The following is an 18,562-nucleotide window of genomic DNA, read 5'->3' as shown; positions in this document are numbered from 1 at the left end:
TGCAGGCGCATCAGTGTTTGCCGTCAGGCTGGCCGGTAAAGGCTCCTGAATAATTTGCGGCGCGGACTTCCGCGGCGCGCTTTTGCAGGCTGTCAGCGACAGCAGCAGGCACAGGAGTAACGGCGCACGTTTCGCCGGCCAGCGCAGTCTTGATAGTTTCACGTCGTTGCTCTCCATTGGTGCCGCGCTTCTCGCTCAGCTTCTTCATTCCGGTCTCAATCTCGCCGACGTCGGCACGCAGGGCGCGCACTTCGGCCAGCACATCCCCGGTTTGCTCGACGGCGCGCTCGGCAATATCGCGGCGCTGTTCGGCCAGTTCCCGCTGATGCTTCTGCCACCCCATCCCGGCCAGCGCCGCCAGAAACAGCAGGATCAATACCGTGACCGCTTTCATTCGGCGCTCCTGAGTGCCGGGTCAGACAGGCACCAGGCTTTAAATTCTTCGCGGCGGTTAACCAGCCCCTGCAGGCGTTTGCCGCCGGAGTTCACAAAGTCGGTCAGGCGCTGGCATACGCCTGGCCAGTTGCCCGCCTGCGCGTATTTCCACAGCGTGGTGCGCTGCTTTTTGCCCTGGCGATCGGTGAACCAACTGATCCCGGTGCAACCCACGTTGAAACTGACGTCGGTCAGTGCTTCAAACACGAATTGCGGGGCGGCGGCGCCGTTAAAGTTGCTGTTGATACACTTTTCCGCGCGTACCAGGTCGTTTACCCAGCGTTCGGCGATCTCCGTTTCCGAGTACTGCCGATCTTCGACGTGGGTCGTTGAGCCTATGCCGATGGTCAGCACCCCGGCGGGGCAGTAGTAGGGCGTCTTGCGGCAGTCCTCATACTTCGCCATTTTTAACTGTGCCGCCTGGCTTGTGCGCACCTTCTCGGGCCACAGGGCACCGGCCAGCGCCACAATGGCGGCCACGCTGCAGGCGATAACACTTTTTCTTCTCACCGGTGGCCCCCTTTCAGCTCGCTGATCAGCTCTTTCACATCCTGCCGGTTCTCGGCATCGCTGCGCACTGCGTCAACCAGCTGCGCCAGCAGGGCGTTGGTGGTCGCCTGGCTGCGCGCCACCCGGCGGCGGTGGATTTCGCCCAGCGCCGCGGCGATAAGGCCGATCACCAGCCCGCCGGTCGCCAGCCATTCGCGCTGCGTCATCATGCCGATGCCCATCAGCACGGTGGAATAGGAGTAGATCACCCAGCTCCAGAGGCGGTCGATTACGTCCATAGCTGCACCGTCTCCTGTTGGGTTGAACGTTCGATCTCCGGCAGCTCGACCACCTGGCCGGCGGTCAAAAATATCTGTTCGGCGATCCCCGGATTGGCGGCCAACACGATTTCGGTCACGCCTTGCGTGGTGCCGTAGTGTCGCTGGCACAGCAGATCCAGCGTGTCGCCCTGCATTGCTTGCACCTTCACTAAAATGCCTCCGCAAAATTGCGCACTTCGCCGCGAATGTCGGCGATAGCCCAGCGGGCATCCCGCCACAGATCTGCCGCCTGCAGCGTCAACCCGGCGGCGCGTTTCTCGCCGGCGTCGCCGGTGGTGTCGACGTCGCGATAGTTTTCGATCAGCAGCGCGCGGGTGATGCTGAATACCGCGCGGCGGTAGCGGTGGATCTTTACGCTCACGTCGTTGATTTGACGGGCTGGCACGGTCTCCAGCGACGCGAAGCCGGCTTTCATCTGGCTTGCTTGCCAGCCCGTCAGCTGGTCGATCACATGGCCTGTCGCCTCAATCGCGGCCTGCTTTAAGCGGGTGGTGGTCACCGCGCCGGTGATACGCATCTCAAGGCGCACGTCCTTGAGCGCAATCGCGGGCCAGAATGGGCCGGCGGTGATGGTCTCGCCGCCATCGTCGGTATCTGGCACATCGTCAGCGGCGGGGGTGACGGTACGCCCGGCAACAAGGCTCATGGCCCAATCTCCTCAAAAGGTGGCGGTGAGCGGACGGGGAAAAGCACACGCGAAGCGCTGCAGATCTCCGCCCGCGCCGCCAGCGCACGGGGCGCAAGTCGTTTTATTCGGTGGTGTCCTGCCTGGCTTTCTTACCGGCGGCCTTGCCGGCGGGCTTTTTAGCGGCTGATGGCTTACGCGCGGTGCTGCTGCGCTGCCGGCGCTGGGTGGCCGGTACAGTCGTTTTTGATGCTGCTGCAGCGTCGGCCGTTGTCGCGGTGCCGGCGGTGTCGGCATCGTTATCGCCGGCGCCGCTGGTTGTCTGGCTGGCCTTCTTGACCTGGCGTGCCAGGCTCTCGATCGCTTTTTTCACGCCGGCGTTAGCGTCCAGTTTCAGCGCCTGGCGTAGCAGTTCCAGCGCCTTCGCCTGGGCGGCATCATCGCCACCGCGCAAGGCAAAGCCGCGCACCTTGAACAGCTTGGCGAGCACGACGTCAGGCATATCCTTGCCATCGACGATTTGCGCGAGCTCGTCCAGCACCTGCAGGTGTGCGGTCAAATCGGTGCTCTCGTCGGCCTTGACCTGCACCAGAATAGGATCGCAAAGCTCTTCAACGAGGGCCGTCGCTGCCGTGCGGCGGAACTGGTCAGGCATCGCGAGGTTGTGCTCGATGACATAGCGGCCGATACGCACCGCCAGCGGGTAATCGCCGGCGTCAATCGCCCAGATCATCAGGGTGACGATGACCTCGTCCTGCCGGCCGCTGTTGCCGTCGAGCGTGCCTTCGATCCAGCCGTCGTACTGCGGTAAAAGCTGCTTTTTCATCTCCGCTTTCGCCTGGTCGGACTGCACGCGTTTGAGTGCACTCTGATCCATGCGCAGGCGGTGAAGGATTTGTTCATGCGCGGTGCGGGCGGCTTCTGTGAACTCCTCGGTCTTACCGTGGCGCTCCGCCATCACGCGCTGAAAATGTCGTTGTGCCGGTGTCAGCATTGTCCTGTCCCCAAAGGGGGGCGGGCAGGTGCCCGCCCGGGTGATTAACCGCCGTTCTCAGGCTGCGCGAAGGTGATGCCGTCGATAAAGGCGACGTTGCCGTAGTCCTCGACCACGAAGTCATCGTTCGATGACTGGTAGGTCGCGACGCGGTTGTACTCCGGCTCTTCCTTGATGGTTCGGCGCAGGCCGCCGCGCTGGTAGTAAATCGACAGGTTCTTGAACGGCGTGATCAGGATGCCGTTGACCGGGAAGAACGGCGCGATAAAGGTCGGCATGTTCCCGACGCGCTCCTGCGCAACAATGAGCTGACCGGCCAACATTTCGGTGTTCGGGTTGGTCTGGCTCATGGCGTTGATTGCCGGGAAATTGCTGGTCGTCAGCAGATCGCCGGCCAGGATCACCACGTTATCCGGGTTACGCTTGTGCCATTCATCCATCAGGCTGTTTTTGGCGTCATACACCGCAGCCGATACGTTGCCGTAGGTGCCTTTGGTGATGATCTTGTTGTCCTCATCCCGCGAGGTGACCGTGATATTTGAAATAACGCGGTGCGGTGCTTCCTTACGGATTTTCTCAAGGAAGCCGATGCCGCAGTCCTGCAGCAGCGGGTTGGCGGCGCGGTTGGACGGATCGGCGTAGCTGGTGCCGTTGAAACCGATCATGATGCGGTCAAGCGACATTTGGCGCGCCATTGCGCTGCTGATCAGCGGCTGGAAGTTAGGCTGATGCGCCCAGGCGTCCAATTGCTCGTAGCTGATGCCGTAGTCGTAGTTGACCTTGCGGCACATGTAGTTGTACGGCTCCATTTTGCTGTTATCGGCCGGGTTGCGGCGCGTGGTGGTGCTGTTGTTCACACCAGCCAGCGGGCCTTTGCTGCCGATCAGCACTTTCTGGCCGATCTGTTGGGTCACGCCGAAGATGTTAATCTTGCTCAGGAATGAGTCGCTTTCCTGCGCGGCGGCTTCCAGCTTCTGCTGCACCGTCGGATCGACAGCGAATTTTGCCGCGACGGCGGCCGGCGATACGCGGTTTAGCTGGGCCTGCCGACTGATGTACTGGTCGAACAGCTCGCGGGTAATGTTTTCCATGTTCGTTTCTCTTGTAGTGAATATCGATCAGGCGCTGGCTTAGTAGTCAGCTAACTGCGCATTGCCACCACCGCCTGCCGGCGGGCGACGGTTGAAGTTACCGTCCGTGGTTACAACCTTCTGCTGCATCGCAGCCAGGTCAGCGGTCAACTTCGCGATGGCCTGCTTGTTGCTGGCGCTTTCCTGCGCGGTGGCGCTGAACTGGTCGGTCAAATCGGCCTGCGCCGTCGCCACGGCTTCTACCGCCTGATGCACCTGGCTGAAGCGTTCATCGTCGGTTTTCTTGCCCTTGCCGAGGATGCCCATGACGCGAGAGAACCACTCGTTGCCGGTGGTTGAGCGCGTCTGGTCTGCCTGCACCAACTCCGTTTCGAAAGCGGTAGTGAACATCGTCGTTTCAGCATCTGCAGCGCTGAATCGCATGATCTCCCCGCGTTTCTCGGCGGTGAATTTCAGCTTGTCAGTGCCCAGACTGGCCGGGGTGTCGGTCATCGCCAGGCCGACCAGATACGGGCCGTTGGTCGTCGGGAATTTGGGATGGATCTCGACGCTGGAAAAGATTTTCTTACCGTCGTCGGTCATGGCCCTCATGCGTGCCGTGGGTTCGATCTCAGCGAACAAAGATGCTTCCCCTGCTAACGGCCCTTCGGAAATATCTTCGGCGGATAGGGCGGCAACATCCCCCATTGCGCAAAACTCGCTGTCTGGGAACGGAGAAAGGTAGTGCTCGATATTGACGCGGGCGCCATAGAGAGACGGGTTATACGACGCCGCCATCGCATGGATCTGATCGCGGGTGACCTGACGGCCGTCGATAGTGACGCCGGAGGTCATAATGCGGAATTTCTTACGGGTGCTCGTTGTGCTTGCCATGTCTGCTTGCTCACGATTCTGTTGAGTTCCCGGTGATGATGGCAGGGCGTCCGGCCCTGTCTCAACGCGTTGTTGTTGTCGGAGAACGGCGACAGCCGGCACCGCGAGAAAGCCCCCGCGCGCGCGGGTTAACCTCCCCGGCAGGACATGGGGGAGACAATGACGGTTCAGGAAACATTCACTAGGCACCGCGCACGACAGCTTTACTGGCAGGGCTACCCGCCGGCGGAAATCGCGCGCCTGATGGGTATCAACCAGAACACGGTTTACGCCTGGAAGAAGCGCGACGAATGGGATGAAACGCCACCGATCCAGCGCGTCACCACCTCGATTGATGCGCGCCTGGTGCAGCTGACCGGCAAGGACAAGAAGAGCGGCGGCGACTTCAAGGAAATCGACTTGCTGACGCGCCAGCTGAAGAAGCTGGACAACGGCACGCCGGCCACCCAGCCGAAAAAGAAGGTGCGCAAGAAGCAAAACTTCTTCTCTGAGTCGCAGATCGCGCAGCTGCGGCAGAACATCCTGGGGTCGCTGCACTGGCACCAGCAAGGCTGGTATGACAATCACCACCACCGCAACCGGATGATCCTGAAGAGTCGCCAGGTGGGGGCGACCTGGTATTTTGCACGCGAGGCGCTGATCCGCGCGTTATCTGATGATGTGAAGTACAAGCACCAGCTCAACCAGATCTTTCTGTCGGCCAGCCGCCGGCAGGCGTACCAGTTCCGCAGCTTCATTCGTTCGGCTGCGGCGGAGGTCGACGTCGAGCTGAAAGGCGGCGACATGATCCAGCTGTTCAACGGCGCGGAGCTGCACTTCCTCGGTACGTCCGCAGCGACGGCGCAGTCCTACACCGGCAACCTGTTCTTTGACGAGTTTTTCTGGGTGGGCCAGTTCGCCAACCTGAAAAAAGTCGCCGGTGCTATGGCGACGCTGAAAGGGCTGACGCGTACCTACTTCTCCACGCCATCGGCGGAAAGCCATGAAGCCTACCCGTTTTGGACAGGGGAGGCGTTCAACAAGGGGCGCGCCAGCAGTAGCCGTGTGGAGTTCGACACGTCCTGGAAGACGCTGAACAGCGGGCTGATGTGTCCGGACAAGATCTGGCGCCAGATCGTCACGTTGCAGGACGCCATCGATCACGGCTGGGATTTGACCGATATCGATGAAATCCGCGACGAGAACAGCCCGGAGGAATACGACAACCTCTACGGCTGCCAGTTTATCCGCAACGGTGAATCGGCCTTTGACTACAACATGCTGCTGACCTGCGGTGCTGATGGTTATGACGACTGGCTCGACTGGAAGCCCTACGCCATGCGGCCACTGGCCGATCGGCCGGTCTGGATTGGCTACGATCCCAACGGCGCCAGCGGGAAGGGTGACAGCGGGGCGATCTCCGTCAACGCCGTGCCTCTGGTCGCCGGCGGCAAATTCCGCACCATCGAGACGCAGCGCATCCGAGGCATGGAGTTCGAGGCGCAGGCCAATCTGATCATTGGCATGCTGGATCGTTATAACGTGCAGCATGTCGGTATTGACGGGCAGGGGATTGGTGAGGCGGTCTGGCAGTTGGTGAAGAAGAAGTTCCCGGCAGCGGTCTGCTACCAGTTCAACCCGGCCAGCAAGCGCATGCTGGTATTGAAGATGCAGCAGCTGGTTCGCGGCGGTCGCTGGGAGTTCGACCGCGGGGAGCGTGACCTGATCACGGCATTCAGCGCGGTGCGCAAAGTGGTAACGCCTGGCGGGGTTATCACCTATGACACAGACCGCAGCCGCGGCGTCAGCCATGGCGACCTTGCCTGGGCGACGATGCTGGCCATTATCAACGAGCCGCTGGGGCAAGATGGCGGCAGCACTATGACGGTTATGGAGTATTAACGTGAGCAAACGAAAAACAGCGCGGCAGCGCCAGCAGCCCGCCGCAGACACGCAGCTTGATCTGGCGACTGAGCTGCAAAAACTCCCTGGCCTGAGTACCTTCTCATTCGACGGCCCCTGGCCGGTCAGCTCGTCCTACGATCTGCTCGACTCGATGTACTGCGCCGACAACGGCCGCTACTACGACACGCCGATCAGCTGGTACGGACTGGCTCGCCAGTTCGGCCACGCCAGCTGGCACCAGTCGGCGCTGATATTCAAGCGTAACGTGCTGGCCGGTTGTTTCATCCCGCACAAGCTGCTGTCACGCCAGGCGTTCTCGGCCTTCGCCATGGATTGGGTGGTGTTCGGCAATGCCTACCTGGAGCTGCGCCGTAACGTGTTAGGCGGGCCGCTGGCACTGCACCACACGCTGGCGAAATACACGCGCCGCGGCTCTGACCTGGATACTTATTGGTTTATCCAGGCGGGGCTTGATGATTATCAGTTTCCTACCGGCGCCGTCTGCCATGTGATCAACCCGGATATTCACCAGGAGATCTACGGCATGCCGGAATACTTCGCGGGCCTGCTGTCCGCGAACCTTTCGCACTCGGCCGACACGTTCCGCAAGCTGTACTACGACAACGGCAGCCATGCCGGCTGCATCGTCTACGTCAACAGCGCTATCGCCGATCAGGAGAGCCTCGACAAGCTCAAGAAGACGCTGACCGACACGCGCCGCGGCGGGGCATTCAAAAACATCCTGCTGCACGCGCCTAACGGCGGTAAGGACTCGGTGCAGATCCTGCCGTTCAGCCAGATTTCGGCCAAGGATGAATTCCTGGGCGTCAAGTCAGCCACGCGTGACGATATCCTTGCCGCTCACCGTGTTCCGCCGCAGCTGATGGGCGCCGTGCCGGAAGGTAACGGCACCTTCGGCGACGTGGAGAAGGCGGCGCGGGTGTTCGCCATCAACGAGCTGACGCCCATCATGGAAGCCATGAAGCACGTCAACGACTGGATGGGGGAGGAGGTGATCCGCTTCAACCCGTATGCATTGCTCGATGTAGAGTAACCCCGGTACTGCAGCACGGCCGCCGCTGTCTATGACGGCCATCCCCCGACAAGTAGCCCCATCAAGCGCTCCGCCCATCACGTCGAACCGCTCCCCACCGCCAGCCGCGCTATGCGGGCCGCTGGCGCGATATCGTCTGTTCATCACGCCCAGGGTAACGTGACGGCGAGAGCCGCACAGCGGCCCATTCAGGCAACACACGCCCCCCTTCCCATACCCCAAAGCGCGCGCTTGCTCCCCCGCCTCGCCTGCGCGCCTCACACCCTCTTTTTTGTGCAAGATCCAAAGTAGATCGAACCCGCACCAGCACTGGCGCAGGTTCGCAATGGGGGGAGATCGAATTATTGTGCAAAATTGTGCACGTTTTTGCATTAAACTCTATCTTACATTCACAATGAAACAAGGAGCAGCATGTGAGAGTAACTGGCCCGGTTATCAACTTTAATGAAGGATTTTCTCAAAAAAACGATATTTTTTATAGAAAACCTCTATACGACCTCATATTAAGGTTTGTTAAAAATTCACCTGACAGTGGTTTAGTCTTGGCTATTGATGATAAATGGGGTAATGGTAAAACAACCTTTCTGAAAATGATGTCTGCTGAAATAGCTAATGACGAAGAGTTAAATATTAATGTGATTTATTATGATGCTTTTGAAAATGATTATCACACAGATCCTTTTGTATCACTGGCCTCTGAAATATATCAATCATTAGATAATGAAAAAAGTAAGTTCGAGAAGGTTAAAGAATCCTTTGTAAAAACTGGGAAAAAAGTAGGGGCAAATCTACTTAAAGGTGGTGTTAACTATGCAGTCACGTCTATTACAGGTGGGCTTCTTTCAGGTGGCACATTAGATGCGGCAAAAGAAAAAATTGCCGGCTCTCTTTCTGATCCTCTTGAGAAATATGTTGAGGAAAAGCTTACCACTGGGAAGGATGAGAAAGACGATTTAGTTAAATTCAAAGATGTAATGAAACGGATTTACAGTGATGGAGGTAAAAAGACCCTTTTTATCATTGATGAGTTAGATAGAGCTAGACCTGATTTTTCTTTAGATTTGTTAGAGAAAATAAAGCATATATTCTCGGTGGAAGGGTTTGTTTTTCTCTTGGCTGTCAATAGAGAACAATTTGAAAAAAGCATAGAGTGGCGATACGGAGGAATTGATTCTAAAACTTACTTGAATAAGTTTGTTCACTATTGGTTTACTTTGCCCAAAGTAAATACACTATCTGCGGCTTGTGTTAACAAACATGAACGTTCAACTATGTCTACTCAATTGCGCCAACTGGATAACGGAACGAATATAATTTCTAGGAATGGTGGTATTGAATTAACGTTAGCATATTTGCTTGATATCAATGGCTGTTCTTTGCGTGAAGCTGAACGCTGTTATTCATTAATGTCATCCATCGATAATAAAGAGGCTATAAATAACTTTAGCGGCTATACATTCCATGCTTTAATGGCGTTGGTTTCTTTTTTGAAAGTGACAAATACAAAACTATTAAATGATATAAGATATAGGTTGATCTCTAAGGATGCTGCCGTTGCAGGTCTAGGAATAGCTAAGGAAAGGATTATGAAAGAAATAGATGCTGGTCAAATTGCACATATACTCGACTATCACTATGCTTCTGAGGAAGAGCTAAAAAAGGGTAGGGAAAGTAAGTTGTTTTCTGATATTGAGTTGTTTAGTTATGGTAACGTTAGAAGAGAGTTGTTTGATGAAATGAGTAGTATTATTGACTATTTACATATTGGTCGCTGATAATGAATAGCCCACATTGTTTATATGTGGGCTGCTGTATATATCATTATGAAGTGCTTTGATGTTTTTTGACTGCATTGCAATGTAAGTCAGGTTACGAAGTCATTTTTTGTAGGTCATGAATTTATTGCATATTTTTGTGATCTCTATAAAGTTATTTTTATATAAAAAGTGAAATGGAGTGTTTTATGCGTAAAGCGTGCATTGAACTGATTTATACAACGAAAGTTGCCTGTTTGCAGGCAGGGGATTTAGGAACGGGTAGGTGCTTATTCATGGTTGTTGTCTCGGAAGATATGTCAAAAGAGCCAAGCCCTGAACAATGGGCGCGAGCACTCCAACGCTGTAAAGAAAAAGCTGTCGAACTAAAATACGAAGTGTCGCGTATCCGTGGAGAGCGGCTCGCAGGGTTGTAGCGCTGCTTGAATTAATACAATCACCTTGGCGCCAGCTGCTTACCCCGCAACCGTTCCCATCCACTACCAATATGCTCACTGATCTTGATGCGTCTCTAATAACGCGGCCATGATAGCTACTCGCTCTGCAGGTGGCAGGGCGCTGTAGTTTCTGGCCCAGCGCTCTGCCTTACGCTTGATTCGCTGGCGGTCGATGTAGTTCGCGCCGGCAAAGGCGTGGCTGTAGGCGTTACCCTCGGCAAAGTTCATCCAAAGCTGTTCGGTTCGGGGCCCGCCGCGGGTCATTACCTGAAACTGGATGCTGCGCCAGTCGCCGAGCAACTCGTCATAGAGCGCGGACGGATAGCCGGAGATCATGACGCTGGCTGGCACGCTGCGCAGCACGTCGATCAGGCTGCGGTGATCGTTGGCGGTATACTCGTGACGATACCGCGCGCGGCTGGTGCGGGTTTCTGGGAGATAGGGTGGATCGACGTATATCAACGTGCGGCCGTATTTTTCAAAAGGAACGGCACGCAGCAGCTTCACCGCGTCACCGATCTCAATCATAAGGCGCTCGGCCTGTTCATCCAGGTAGTCTGGGTTTCCCTGGCAAAATGCTTCAACGGTTTCCGGATCGATATCCCACCCAATGGAGCGGGCCGCGGGTGGTTTACGTAACATGATGGTGCCACCGCCGAGGTGCGTTTCGATGTAAGTATCATGCGGCGGCATTTGGCTGATGATCGCCTGGTATGCTCCGCTCGCCGCCTTGCTCCCCAAATATCCCATTTGTCGGTACCTCATAGTTGTTAATGACGGTGCTGCAGCGCAGCTGTTTTTGTCTATGCGGCGTTATGGCCAGAACAGACAAATTCGTCTGTGCACTCAGGCCTACATCGCCGGCTATGGCTATGAAATGCGGCGCAGCCGCTCGACGCGTGCCAGCAATTCCAGCGATTTGTGAAGATGATCCGGCTGGAGTGCCGACAAACTGCCATCGTGATTTGCGCTATAACGCTGTCCGGCCACGTTTAGCGTGGCGCCGTCAGCCAGGTTGATCGCCTCGCGCTTGGTTAACTCGATGCCAATACTGGATGCGGATTCGGCTATCAGTGCCGCGCGTGGTGCCAGCTGCTCTTGCCGCTTCTGCCGCTGCTCTTTTTGGCGGTGTAAATCATCCTCTGCGCGCTGTTCTTCAACTGATAACGGCGCTTTCTCCGGCGGTGTACCACCGTCCGGATCGTTTTTCAGTCGCCGGAGCAGTGCCCGTCGTTCTTTGCGGTCGAGGTTTTCAAAATCTATTGGTGCGTCAGCTGGCACAGCCGTCGATGGCTGTACTCGATGTATTTCACTCGTGGATAAACTGCCGCCGTTTTTGGTCGGTTCTTGTTCAGACGGACAGTTATTGCCACGAGTCCAAGGGGCGGCGGCTGCGCCGCCACCCTCAACGTCAACCCCCTGGCGCGCGGCTTCGCCACTCGCCGGTTTACGTTTGCGCTTCAGTGTCCAGGTGTCGGGGTGGGTGCAAATGCGCGACGCCTCACCGAGCATCGGTGACCAGACGCCGAAGATCTGAATACCGAGTTCGCCGTAATCGTTGGGCTTTTCCGCCTGGAGGTAGGCGGTGTGGACGATGTGATCGCTGCGCGGCGTCAAGACGCCGCCTTGCTTCAGGATGTACGTTGCGATGCAGCCGGCATCGGCGGCATTCATCACGTCATCCATGGCTTTATCGCTCAGTCGCTGGGTTTTCTTGGCGTCGATACCCTGCCGATCAAGCTGGGTCGCCAACCGGCGCAACTCGCGGTAAACCTGGCGCGATGGGATGCCGAAGAACTGGAATTGGTGCACGCGGTGCAGGCTGGCCCAGCCGAGCGCATGCTCGACCGTGTCGGCCATGCTCTTGCCGCTTTCGTAGTCGACCGGCGGTTCACCGGTATCTTTGTTCGCTTTGCGCAATGGCTCGGCGTCCAAGTTCTTACCGATATAGGTCGCGATGTAGCTGATCGGCGATCCCTTTTCCGCAGTGATCAGTTCAGTCTTGAAGCGCGGTGTTATGTCGTCGCCAAGCTCGGCGCGATCGTCGCGAATGGCGAACTCCTGCAGGATGCTGACAATGTCGTCGCGGTCATCTGGACGGCAAAAAACCATCATGTGCCAGTGGACGGTGCCGTCATGATGCGGCTCGGCGACGCGAATACCGTACCAGCGCAGCCCCTGACGGTTCAGCTTTTTGCGGACGCTGGCAAAGAATCGGTTAACCAAATAATCGTTGCTGTCACGAACGGTTTTCGTTGCCCATTTGGGGTTTAACCGCCCGTCGATCATGGTGGCGTGAAAACGTGACGGCGTGGTAATCGTGCACCATACCGCGCAATCGCCGCGCATCTCGGCAATATCTTGCATGCCCTTGACCGTGGTCATCATCTCTATGCGGCGGTGGCGTGGATTGCTGGGCCCGGCGTAATAGGCATCTTCAAGATCGATGGAAAAGCCGTCTTCGTTGGTGAGCTCGAAGGCTTTCAGAAATTCACGGGTGCGCCGGCGTTGCTCGCGGAAGTGTGTCAGCGCGTCGGCGCTGATGTAGGCGGAATCCTGCTTACGTACCAGACCGGCGGCGCGCAACAGCTCTTCGCGCCAGCGGGAACGTAACGCCCACAAATTCGTAAACCACCAGTTCGCGCAGCACATTCTGGCGATGGCGCCGGGGATTTTGTCGTAAGGCGGTTCGCCGCGTCGGCGCAGATAAGGGTTCAGCGAATGCCAGCAGGGCGGCGTCACGTTGAAGCGTTCGGCCTCAGTACCCAAAGACACGTAAACGCGCAGGATTTGGTCAAGCGTAGTATCGCCGGAAATATGGCGCATGCTCTGCTGCTCGAGCAGGGTTTCAAAGTGGGCGGCGGTGAAGGTTGCGAGCAATTTTACCGCGCGCTTGTCCAGCTCAGGCAGACGCAGCAGATCGTCGAGCCGCTCACGACGGGCAACCAATTGGAGGCCAAAGGTTAGCTGCTTGTCCTGCATCTTCTCAACGCGGGTCAGTATCGTCTTGACCGTCCGCAAGATGTAATTGCGTGACAGCTTTTCACCGTTGCCTTTCTTGCTCTTACGAATGGCACTGATGCGCGCCAGCAGCGGAGAGCGAATAAAATCGGGCTGCGCCATTAGTGCACCAAGCACCAACTGGACTTTGCCTTCACCGCGGCGCTGTTCCGCCAAAATGGAAAGCTGCGAATCGCGATCACGTTCCTGATCCGCGGTGACCTCAAGCCAACGTTGCCGGCGCCGTTGCGCGTCGGTGAGTTTCAGCTCTTTTTCAGCGTCTTCGGTGTATGGGTTGATCCCCTGCTTCGGTGCGTTCCAGGGATAGGGCCAGTCAAAAGCAACCGCGCCGCGTCCCGGATAGGGGCGCGGCGGTGATGGTTCGCGACGGCCTTTGGTGCTTTTAGTCATTCGCAAACGCCGGCATAAACGCTACTGCAAGCGGTGTGATCGTTCATGGCGGCGATCAAATCGAACTGCTGCCCGCCCCTGGTGGTTAGGGCCCAATCGCGATAGGTTTCGATGCCATGCGATTCAACCGTGATGCACTCGATTCGGCTTTCCGCCTTTTTCGGATCTTGAGTCGCAGGAAAGAAGGTGCTGTTCTGGCGACGAGAACAAGCGGCGACCAGTTTTTCCCATCGAGCAACGCGGGCTATCTCCTCCGGCCAACGGGTAAAGATCTCGGCCAGCTCGGATTTGCGTGCGTGAATGCATGGCATGCAGCCGACGCGGCTACAGCCTTGTGTGTACAACGGATTCGGCTTGATGCCGTAATGTTTGGCAATCGCGAAGACATCGGCATGTTTCCAATCGAGAATTGGCCGATAAATATTTAGGCCCAGTGTTTTATCGGCGTCGGATTCCCACGCGGGCAACCCCGCGCGTTGCGGTGACTCCTCCGCCCGAACCCCTTGCCAACTGATCACCTCGTCGTACTCGTCCAGCAAAGGCGCAACCAGCTGATCGCGGATCGGGATGTGCTTTAACTCGAATGTGCAGAAGCGGGCCATTGTTGACGGAAAGCGGCCCTTCCACATACAGAGATCAAGGAATGGCACGCCGGTTGGGTGAAGGGTTTCAAGTGCCAGGGCAACGGTCTTTTTTGCCTCCTGCTCAGTCAGCCCACACTCAGTAACAAGTGATACGGGCCAGTGCTCAGCAATAAACCGGCGCTTACCCTCAATGCGCGCGGCAAAGTCGGCTTTAACGCGGCGAATCGGCCCTAACTTGGATTCCAGATAATCCAGGTATTCCATTGTTAACGGGTGTTCGTGGCCGGTGTCGGCAAATGCGGGAATAATCTTGACGCCGGCAGCAAGTGCAAGCAGCCACTGTGCCAGGCTGTCTTTGCCGCCTGAAATGCTGATAACGTTGATAGCGTCCTTTGCAAAGACGCGATCATCGATCATCGCTGTTCCGGCAGGATATGAGATAGCACGCAAAGGCATCAGCATTTGAACGGCCCCCGCTCGATACTCAGCATCACGTAACCCGGCGCCCATTCGGCCAGGTTGGTTATGTGGGTGATGCGCACCCAGATGTGTTCGCCGGTAAATCCTCCCAGGTGACCTAACTTTGTATAGCCGTTCAGACTCAGCAGATCGCCGATGGCAAAGTCACGGTCGTTAATACGGAATTCGGCTCTTTTCACGCCACAGATGACGGCAGCGAGGTGTTCCGGGTGGATCTTCAGGTGGTGTTTTTTCACGATGCCGCCCTCATGGTCGCGATGATCTCGCCAGCGTCTGCACGGCTGGAAGTTTTGGCGCTGACAGAACGGCGGGCGGTGATCGAGGTGATAGTGAAATCGGCGTACAGTGCTTTGGCTGCGTCCGTCTCGCTGTTCGAGGCAACGACGTGGCGGCCCAGCTTGGCGGCGATGCGAAGCATGCGCGCCAGCTTGCGCTGCTGCTCGCTGGTAAAGCCGTCAGTGTGATAGCTGGTAAAGCTGGCGGTGGCGCTGGCTGGGATGTACGGCGGATCGCAATAAATCACGTCGCCGGCCTGGGCCATCCTGATCGCCTCGGGGAAGCTGCAGCACAGGAAAATGGCTTTCTTGGCCTGCGCTTTTTCCGCGAAGGCTCTGATCTCGTCTTCTGGGAAGTAGGGCGCCTTTCGATGACCGAACGGCGAATTAAACTCGCCGCTCAGGTTGTAGCGGCAAACGCCGTTGAAGGTGTGACGGTTCAGGTAAAGGAACTGCGCCGCACGGTAGATGAAATTGCTGTCACAGCGCAGATTGAAGTCAGCGCGCACGCCGTAATAGCCCTCCTGATCCGGGTGTGCGTTGAACAGATGGCGCGCTTCGCGGATCAGCACCTCAGGATTGTTTTTGGCGACGTTGTGGAAGTTGATCAGATCGCTGTTGATATCGCACAGCAGATAACTGTCATAGTCGGTATTGAGGAAAACAGCGCCGGAGCCGACGAACGGCTCAACCAGGCGCTTACCTTCAGGCAGGTGCTGGCGCAGAGTGTCGATAATACGGGCTTTGCTGCCGAGCCATTTAAGGGCGGTTCTGTTCATGACTTACCCCTTGATATGCCGTGCTTTGGCTTCGTGGATTTCCTGGCAGGTAACGCAACGCGTTACGCCATGGACGATGGCGCGGCGCGCTTCAGATATCGGCGCGTTGCAGATTTCACAGGTGAAGGCAGAAGGCCCGCATTGCTGCGGGCGGGCGTTGGCGATTTGAGACTCAAGAATCAGTTGGTGCCGTTCTTGTGCCATATCGATCTGATCAGCCATTGCGAGGTGCTCCGGCTATGGTTTCGCGATCGCGATAGGAACAAGGAATATTCATCAGCACTTTTACCGCTACGGCACCGAGCTGCGCTGCGGTTCTGCGAACATCCTCAAGCGAACCACGGTGCAAAATGTGGCGGTCGATTGCTGTTTTTAATTCGGCTGCTTTATTAGCAACAACCCACCCTGCCTCTTCAGGAGCATTCATTCGTCTTGGCAGGTTTTCTATTTCCTCAATAATTTGCTTAATAGCTTCAGTTTTCAGCGGTTCATTAGGTAACGCCCATTCACCGACAAACAGTGTCTTTTGATCGCGTAAGCCTGCTGCAAATGCTGTCTTAAACTTGTCGATAGCAGCTTCGTCGATGTTTTCGCAATTAATTACCAACTTCATTTCACTCTTGGCTTCATCTTTGTCCAAGTCTTCAATAAAACTTATTGAGGATTGAAGCTCACAAATTAAAGCCTTGCTGGTGTCGAGCTGCGCATTAGCATAAATAAAGCCAATTGCGCGATTTACAGCGTTCATTGCGTCTTGTTTGTTAGCCATCATTTTCACCTTTAAGTGATTAATCGTAATTACGTTGTTCAGGCTGCAAACACTGCCGATTGAATGCGCGGCAGAATTTGCAATAGCGGTAGGCAACCCAACCAACCAGCCCAAACGCGACAACCGCCCAAACGGCGGCGAGAGTGAAGCAGAAAGCCATCATTGTGGCTTCTCCACTTTTGGTGCGTCGGTAAACCGGCGGATGTTGATCCAGTCCTTCAACGTGTTTAATACTTGGTCGCGGGTGAAGTTATCCGCAGCCAGTCGGTCAAGTTTGCTTTCCAACAGTTCAAGCAGTTGCAGCCGCTCAGAGCGGCGGGCATTCATAAACGCTTTGTGTAATTCGTCGTCTTGCATATCCCCCTCCTGATTTCAGGGTGTAAGAAACCCGCCACCATGAAGGCGGCATTATTTTTAACAACGCTGTTTAATTAATCGCAGTCAGTAATGTTTATTAATGACGGGATATCTCGATTTAACTTTTGTAGAAGTTTTATTCCTCGAAAAACGGCCCGTCTTTCTGCGTAACTCATTTCCTCGAACTTCATTTCGATGTGCCGAGCTGTTAACTTTGTGCGGCTGTCAATATTGCCTAATGTGCAAATGGCTTTTTTTTCACTCGCCATCAGCTTGTTATAAAAACAGGCAGTGTGATTTTTGTTTTTAGCACGCGCCAGTAATGACTTGGCATTATTGACGAAACACTCAACGGATTTTATTTGCTCAACTGTCATGCTCATAAAAGCCTCCACACTATTGCCTATCTGAGAGCACACCCCGCGACGCCCATCGCCACACATTAAAGGAAGGGATGCGCTCTCAGATAGGGCCGGGTGTCCCCGGCTAAGCTGAAATTTCAGGTTGCGGAATATCGCCGTTGTTGCAGCGCATGATTAAGTGATCGATAACAGCGGCGGCCGGGCCATCGCCAGCAGCTTCTGCCGTACTCAGCAGGCCAGTCAGGCCGATGCACAGGCGGAAGGCGTAATCGTTCAGCGAGACCTGGCGAACCTCTGGCGCCAAAGCGGAAGCGCTGTGCAGATTGGTCGCTTTGGTGTGGTACTGCAGCAGCAGCGTGTCGATCAGAATGCGGTAAGGCTGTTTCATGCTGGTGTGTCCTCTGAAAATGTCGCCGGCTTTTTGCCGTAGCACTGCCAATACTTCGCGGCGTTCTCGATAACGATGCTCGCAGCAGGGTGGCCGGCATAGCGCGCGGCGTCTGCGATACGTCCGAGATTGATCACTGCATTTGCCGATTCGCCAACCGCGCGCTCTGGTTTCATGTACTGCATGCGCTTATCGTAAGAAGCGATCACGGCGTTTGCTGCGTCGTAGAATGGGTTGCCGCTCATGCTGGCCTCTTGCCGTTGAGCATCTTGTCCACGGTGCGCATGGCTTCCGCCAGCGCGAAATCACGACCGAAGTAATCCCCGTTGCTCACCAGCTGATAGGCCGTGCGATTCGTTTCGCTATGGCGCGGGCACTTCTGAATCGTGAACCCGCGATAGACAAAGGTGTGCTTTGAAAGTTGGATTAGGGCGCGCGGTTTGATCTCTTTCATCTGCAATTTCCTCACGACCCCATATGCGCGACAAACTTCTCCGCATGACGCTTGGCATTCAGGTATATGGCGTAAAGATTTACCCGGCGTTTGGCACCCGGACGAGCTTGCAAAATCGGCAGGGCGCCAGTGTCTGCTTGAGTGCGAATAGTCTGCGGGTTTTTACCAATGCGACGCGCATATTCGGAGATCGATTCTTCCAGTAATTCACCGAATGGATAGTCATCAGGAAGCTGGCTCCCCCTCGGCACAATCACCTTTTTTTGTCGGTTTTTGCTCATAGTGATAACCTCTAGGATCACGCAGATTTAAGTTATTTTGGGTTCATAAATATGAACCAAGGTGACTTTAGTTCATAGGAATGAACCATGTCAAGCACTCTAGGCGACAAAGTGAAAGCGATTCGTAAAAGCGAAGGGGTCAGTCAGAGCGAATTTTGTGAAATAACAGGCATTTCAATCAGCACAGTGAAGAAGTATGAAACCGGATTGATAGAGCCTGGCGGTGCGACACTGATGAAGATCACAAGCAACCCGAGATTTAAAAAATACACAATGTGGCTAATGACAGGGGATGTCGCGCCGGAAATTGGGCAGATATCTCCTGCTCTCTCCCCTGATGGGCTCGACAGCACATCCAACCGCCAAAAAGGCCAGAAGGCTGGCTAACTGCTTGGCGTATAAAGAATTCATGGGGTAAAGGTGG

Annotated in this window: 25 protein-coding genes; 4 read left to right on the top strand and 21 right to left on the bottom strand. The window is 55.8% G+C overall.

Going from position 1 to position 18,562, the window contains the following annotated elements; genetic code table 11:
- Window positions 1-10: 10 nt before the first annotated feature.
- The 8 genes from ACF8MC_RS15810 to ACF8MC_RS15775 all read right to left on the bottom strand — a co-directional run bounded on the left by ACF8MC_RS15810 (window position 11) and on the right by ACF8MC_RS15775 (window position 4,848).
- Window positions 11-394 carry a DUF2570 domain-containing protein gene (locus tag ACF8MC_RS15810; RefSeq protein ID WP_049200213.1) on the bottom strand — a complete coding sequence of 128 codons (384 nt, stop codon included), beginning with the start codon at window positions 392-394 and terminating at the stop codon, window positions 11-13.
- Complete coding sequence (locus tag ACF8MC_RS15805; RefSeq protein ID WP_049300588.1) at window positions 391-945, bottom strand: lysozyme; 555 nt, start codon at window positions 943-945, stop codon at window positions 391-393. The genes ACF8MC_RS15810 and ACF8MC_RS15805 overlap by 4 nt, the downstream gene beginning before the upstream one ends.
- Window positions 942-1,223 carry a hypothetical protein gene (locus tag ACF8MC_RS15800; RefSeq protein WP_049300589.1) on the bottom strand — a complete coding sequence of 94 codons (282 nt, stop codon included), beginning with the start codon at window positions 1,221-1,223 and terminating at the stop codon, window positions 942-944. Before ACF8MC_RS15800 ends, ACF8MC_RS15805 begins: the two co-directional genes overlap by 4 nt.
- Entirely contained in the window at window positions 1,214-1,414 is a 201-nt protein-coding gene (locus ACF8MC_RS15795; RefSeq protein WP_033640714.1) for a tail protein X, read from the bottom strand. The genes ACF8MC_RS15800 and ACF8MC_RS15795 overlap by 10 nt, the downstream gene beginning before the upstream one ends.
- Window positions 1,414-1,911: a head completion/stabilization protein gene (locus ACF8MC_RS15790; RefSeq protein WP_049300590.1), complete on the bottom strand. Its 498-nt coding sequence runs from the start codon at window positions 1,909-1,911 to the stop codon at window positions 1,414-1,416. Before ACF8MC_RS15790 ends, ACF8MC_RS15795 begins: the two co-directional genes overlap by 1 nt.
- A gap of 103 nt (window positions 1,912-2,014) precedes the next feature.
- A complete protein-coding gene (gpM, locus tag ACF8MC_RS15785) occupies window positions 2,015-2,884 on the bottom strand; it encodes a phage terminase small subunit (protein ID WP_049300591.1) in 870 nt (289 codons plus the stop codon).
- Window positions 2,885-2,928: 44 nt separating this feature from the next.
- The gene (locus ACF8MC_RS15780) at window positions 2,929-3,975 is read right to left on the bottom strand and encodes a phage major capsid protein, P2 family (RefSeq protein WP_049300592.1); all 1,047 of its coding nucleotides are present in this window, start codon (window positions 3,973-3,975) and stop codon (window positions 2,929-2,931) included.
- A gap of 39 nt (window positions 3,976-4,014) precedes the next feature.
- Window positions 4,015-4,848: a GPO family capsid scaffolding protein gene (locus ACF8MC_RS15775; RefSeq protein WP_049300593.1), complete on the bottom strand. Its 834-nt coding sequence runs from the start codon at window positions 4,846-4,848 to the stop codon at window positions 4,015-4,017.
- 159 nt (window positions 4,849-5,007) lie between these two features.
- On the opposite strand from ACF8MC_RS15775, the gene ACF8MC_RS15770 reads away from it, so the two are divergent.
- The 3 genes from ACF8MC_RS15770 (at window position 5,008) to ACF8MC_RS15760 (ending at window position 9,561) form a co-directional block, all read left to right on the top strand.
- Window positions 5,008-6,729: a terminase large subunit domain-containing protein gene (locus ACF8MC_RS15770; RefSeq protein ID WP_049300594.1), complete on the top strand. Its 1,722-nt coding sequence runs from the start codon at window positions 5,008-5,010 to the stop codon at window positions 6,727-6,729.
- A 1-nt stretch (window position 6,730) separates the two neighbouring features.
- Window positions 6,731-7,786, top strand: coding sequence for a phage portal protein (locus tag ACF8MC_RS15765; RefSeq protein WP_049300595.1), 1,056 nt, complete (start codon window positions 6,731-6,733; stop codon window positions 7,784-7,786).
- Between the two features lie 413 nt (window positions 7,787-8,199).
- Complete coding sequence (locus tag ACF8MC_RS15760) at window positions 8,200-9,561, top strand: P-loop NTPase fold protein (RefSeq protein WP_049300596.1); 1,362 nt, start codon at window positions 8,200-8,202, stop codon at window positions 9,559-9,561.
- A 491-nt stretch (window positions 9,562-10,052) separates the two neighbouring features.
- On the opposite strand, the gene ACF8MC_RS15755 is transcribed toward ACF8MC_RS15760, so the two are convergent.
- The 13 genes from ACF8MC_RS15755 to ACF8MC_RS15695 form a co-directional block, all read right to left on the bottom strand.
- A complete protein-coding gene (locus ACF8MC_RS15755; RefSeq protein ID WP_049300597.1) occupies window positions 10,053-10,748 on the bottom strand; it encodes a DNA adenine methylase in 696 nt (231 codons plus the stop codon).
- A 120-nt stretch (window positions 10,749-10,868) separates the two neighbouring features.
- Window positions 10,869-13,409 (bottom strand): replication endonuclease, encoded by a 2,541-nt coding sequence (locus tag ACF8MC_RS15750; protein WP_049300598.1) that lies wholly within the window; start codon window positions 13,407-13,409, stop codon window positions 10,869-10,871.
- Window positions 13,406-14,410, bottom strand: coding sequence for a phosphoadenosine phosphosulfate reductase family protein (locus ACF8MC_RS15745; protein WP_049300599.1), 1,005 nt, complete (start codon window positions 14,408-14,410; stop codon window positions 13,406-13,408). The genes ACF8MC_RS15750 and ACF8MC_RS15745 overlap by 4 nt, the downstream gene beginning before the upstream one ends.
- A 38-nt stretch (window positions 14,411-14,448) precedes the next feature.
- Complete coding sequence (locus tag ACF8MC_RS15740) at window positions 14,449-14,709, bottom strand: DUF3850 domain-containing protein (RefSeq protein WP_239504653.1); 261 nt, start codon at window positions 14,707-14,709, stop codon at window positions 14,449-14,451.
- Entirely contained in the window at window positions 14,706-15,527 is an 822-nt protein-coding gene (locus ACF8MC_RS15735; RefSeq protein ID WP_049300601.1) for a Dam family site-specific DNA-(adenine-N6)-methyltransferase, read from the bottom strand. Before ACF8MC_RS15735 ends, ACF8MC_RS15740 begins: the two co-directional genes overlap by 4 nt.
- Before the next feature lie 3 nt (window positions 15,528-15,530).
- Window positions 15,531-15,749, bottom strand: coding sequence for a TraR/DksA family transcriptional regulator (locus ACF8MC_RS15730; RefSeq protein ID WP_049300602.1), 219 nt, complete (start codon window positions 15,747-15,749; stop codon window positions 15,531-15,533).
- Complete coding sequence (locus tag ACF8MC_RS15725; RefSeq protein ID WP_152903375.1) at window positions 15,742-16,296, bottom strand: hypothetical protein; 555 nt, start codon at window positions 16,294-16,296, stop codon at window positions 15,742-15,744. Before ACF8MC_RS15725 ends, ACF8MC_RS15730 begins: the two co-directional genes overlap by 8 nt.
- 159 nt (window positions 16,297-16,455) lie before the next feature.
- Window positions 16,456-16,653, bottom strand: coding sequence for a hypothetical protein (locus tag ACF8MC_RS15720; protein WP_049300604.1), 198 nt, complete (start codon window positions 16,651-16,653; stop codon window positions 16,456-16,458).
- A gap of 74 nt (window positions 16,654-16,727) precedes the next feature.
- Entirely contained in the window at window positions 16,728-17,036 is a 309-nt protein-coding gene (locus ACF8MC_RS15715) for a hypothetical protein (protein WP_049300605.1), read from the bottom strand.
- A 103-nt stretch (window positions 17,037-17,139) separates the two neighbouring features.
- A complete protein-coding gene (locus ACF8MC_RS15710) occupies window positions 17,140-17,403 on the bottom strand; it encodes a hypothetical protein (protein ID WP_049300606.1) in 264 nt (87 codons plus the stop codon).
- Window positions 17,400-17,648, bottom strand: a complete 249-nt coding sequence (locus ACF8MC_RS15705) for a hypothetical protein (RefSeq protein ID WP_049300607.1) — start codon at window positions 17,646-17,648, stop codon at window positions 17,400-17,402. Before ACF8MC_RS15705 ends, ACF8MC_RS15710 begins: the two co-directional genes overlap by 4 nt.
- A complete protein-coding gene (locus tag ACF8MC_RS15700; RefSeq protein ID WP_049300608.1) occupies window positions 17,645-17,857 on the bottom strand; it encodes a DUF4761 family protein in 213 nt (70 codons plus the stop codon). The genes ACF8MC_RS15705 and ACF8MC_RS15700 overlap by 4 nt, the downstream gene beginning before the upstream one ends.
- An 11-nt stretch (window positions 17,858-17,868) precedes the next feature.
- Window positions 17,869-18,138, bottom strand: a complete 270-nt coding sequence (locus ACF8MC_RS15695) for a hypothetical protein (RefSeq protein ID WP_049300609.1) — start codon at window positions 18,136-18,138, stop codon at window positions 17,869-17,871.
- Between the two features lie 87 nt (window positions 18,139-18,225).
- Between ACF8MC_RS15695 and ACF8MC_RS15690 the strand changes: the two genes are divergently transcribed.
- Entirely contained in the window at window positions 18,226-18,525 is a 300-nt protein-coding gene (locus tag ACF8MC_RS15690) for a DNA-binding transcriptional regulator (protein WP_049300610.1), read from the top strand.
- Window positions 18,526-18,562 lie beyond the last annotated feature (37 nt).

The sequence above is a fragment of the Serratia sp. LACPHL-BACT-2024-00286 genome, from assembly GCF_043109535.1.
Classification (GTDB): Bacteria; Pseudomonadota; Gammaproteobacteria; order Enterobacterales; family Enterobacteriaceae; genus Serratia; species Serratia sarumanii.
This window is presented reverse-complemented; position numbering and strand designations above follow the sequence as displayed.

Bases quoted from the DNA above. Each gene is read 5' to 3' on its own strand.
- ACF8MC_RS15725 (WP_152903375.1), bottom strand. From the start codon at position 16,296: ATGGCTAACAAACAAGACGCAATGAACGCTGTAAATCGCGCAATTGGC.
- ACF8MC_RS15710 (WP_049300606.1), bottom strand. From the start codon at position 17,403: ATGAAACAGCCTTACCGCATTCTGATCGACACGCTGCTGCTGCAGTAC.
- ACF8MC_RS15690 (WP_049300610.1), top strand. From the start codon at position 18,226: ATGTCAAGCACTCTAGGCGACAAAGTGAAAGCGATTCGTAAAAGCGAA.
- ACF8MC_RS15705 (WP_049300607.1), bottom strand. From the start codon at position 17,648: ATGAGCGGCAACCCATTCTACGACGCAGCAAACGCCGTGATCGCTTCT.
- ACF8MC_RS15750 (WP_049300598.1), bottom strand. From the start codon at position 13,409: ATGACTAAAAGCACCAAAGGCCGTCGCGAACCATCACCGCCGCGCCCC.
- ACF8MC_RS15695 (WP_049300609.1), bottom strand. From the start codon at position 18,138: ATGAGCAAAAACCGACAAAAAAAGGTGATTGTGCCGAGGGGGAGCCAG.
- ACF8MC_RS15790 (WP_049300590.1), bottom strand. From the start codon at position 1,911: ATGAGCCTTGTTGCCGGGCGTACCGTCACCCCCGCCGCTGACGATGTG.
- ACF8MC_RS15775 (WP_049300593.1), bottom strand. From the start codon at position 4,848: ATGGCAAGCACAACGAGCACCCGTAAGAAATTCCGCATTATGACCTCC.
- ACF8MC_RS15730 (WP_049300602.1), bottom strand. From the start codon at position 15,749: ATGGCTGATCAGATCGATATGGCACAAGAACGGCACCAACTGATTCTT.
- ACF8MC_RS15770 (WP_049300594.1), top strand. From the start codon at position 5,008: ATGACGGTTCAGGAAACATTCACTAGGCACCGCGCACGACAGCTTTAC.
- ACF8MC_RS15700 (WP_049300608.1), bottom strand. From the start codon at position 17,857: ATGAAAGAGATCAAACCGCGCGCCCTAATCCAACTTTCAAAGCACACC.
- ACF8MC_RS15810 (WP_049200213.1), bottom strand. From the start codon at position 394: ATGAAAGCGGTCACGGTATTGATCCTGCTGTTTCTGGCGGCGCTGGCC.
- ACF8MC_RS15735 (WP_049300601.1), bottom strand. From the start codon at position 15,527: ATGAACAGAACCGCCCTTAAATGGCTCGGCAGCAAAGCCCGTATTATC.
- ACF8MC_RS15720 (WP_049300604.1), bottom strand. From the start codon at position 16,653: ATGCAAGACGACGAATTACACAAAGCGTTTATGAATGCCCGCCGCTCT.
- ACF8MC_RS15755 (WP_049300597.1), bottom strand. From the start codon at position 10,748: ATGGGATATTTGGGGAGCAAGGCGGCGAGCGGAGCATACCAGGCGATC.
- gpM (WP_049300591.1), bottom strand. From the start codon at position 2,884: ATGCTGACACCGGCACAACGACATTTTCAGCGCGTGATGGCGGAGCGC.
- ACF8MC_RS15745 (WP_049300599.1), bottom strand. From the start codon at position 14,410: ATGATCGATGATCGCGTCTTTGCAAAGGACGCTATCAACGTTATCAGC.
- ACF8MC_RS15780 (WP_049300592.1), bottom strand. From the start codon at position 3,975: ATGGAAAACATTACCCGCGAGCTGTTCGACCAGTACATCAGTCGGCAG.
- ACF8MC_RS15715 (WP_049300605.1), bottom strand. From the start codon at position 17,036: ATGAGCATGACAGTTGAGCAAATAAAATCCGTTGAGTGTTTCGTCAAT.
- ACF8MC_RS15800 (WP_049300589.1), bottom strand. From the start codon at position 1,223: ATGGACGTAATCGACCGCCTCTGGAGCTGGGTGATCTACTCCTATTCC.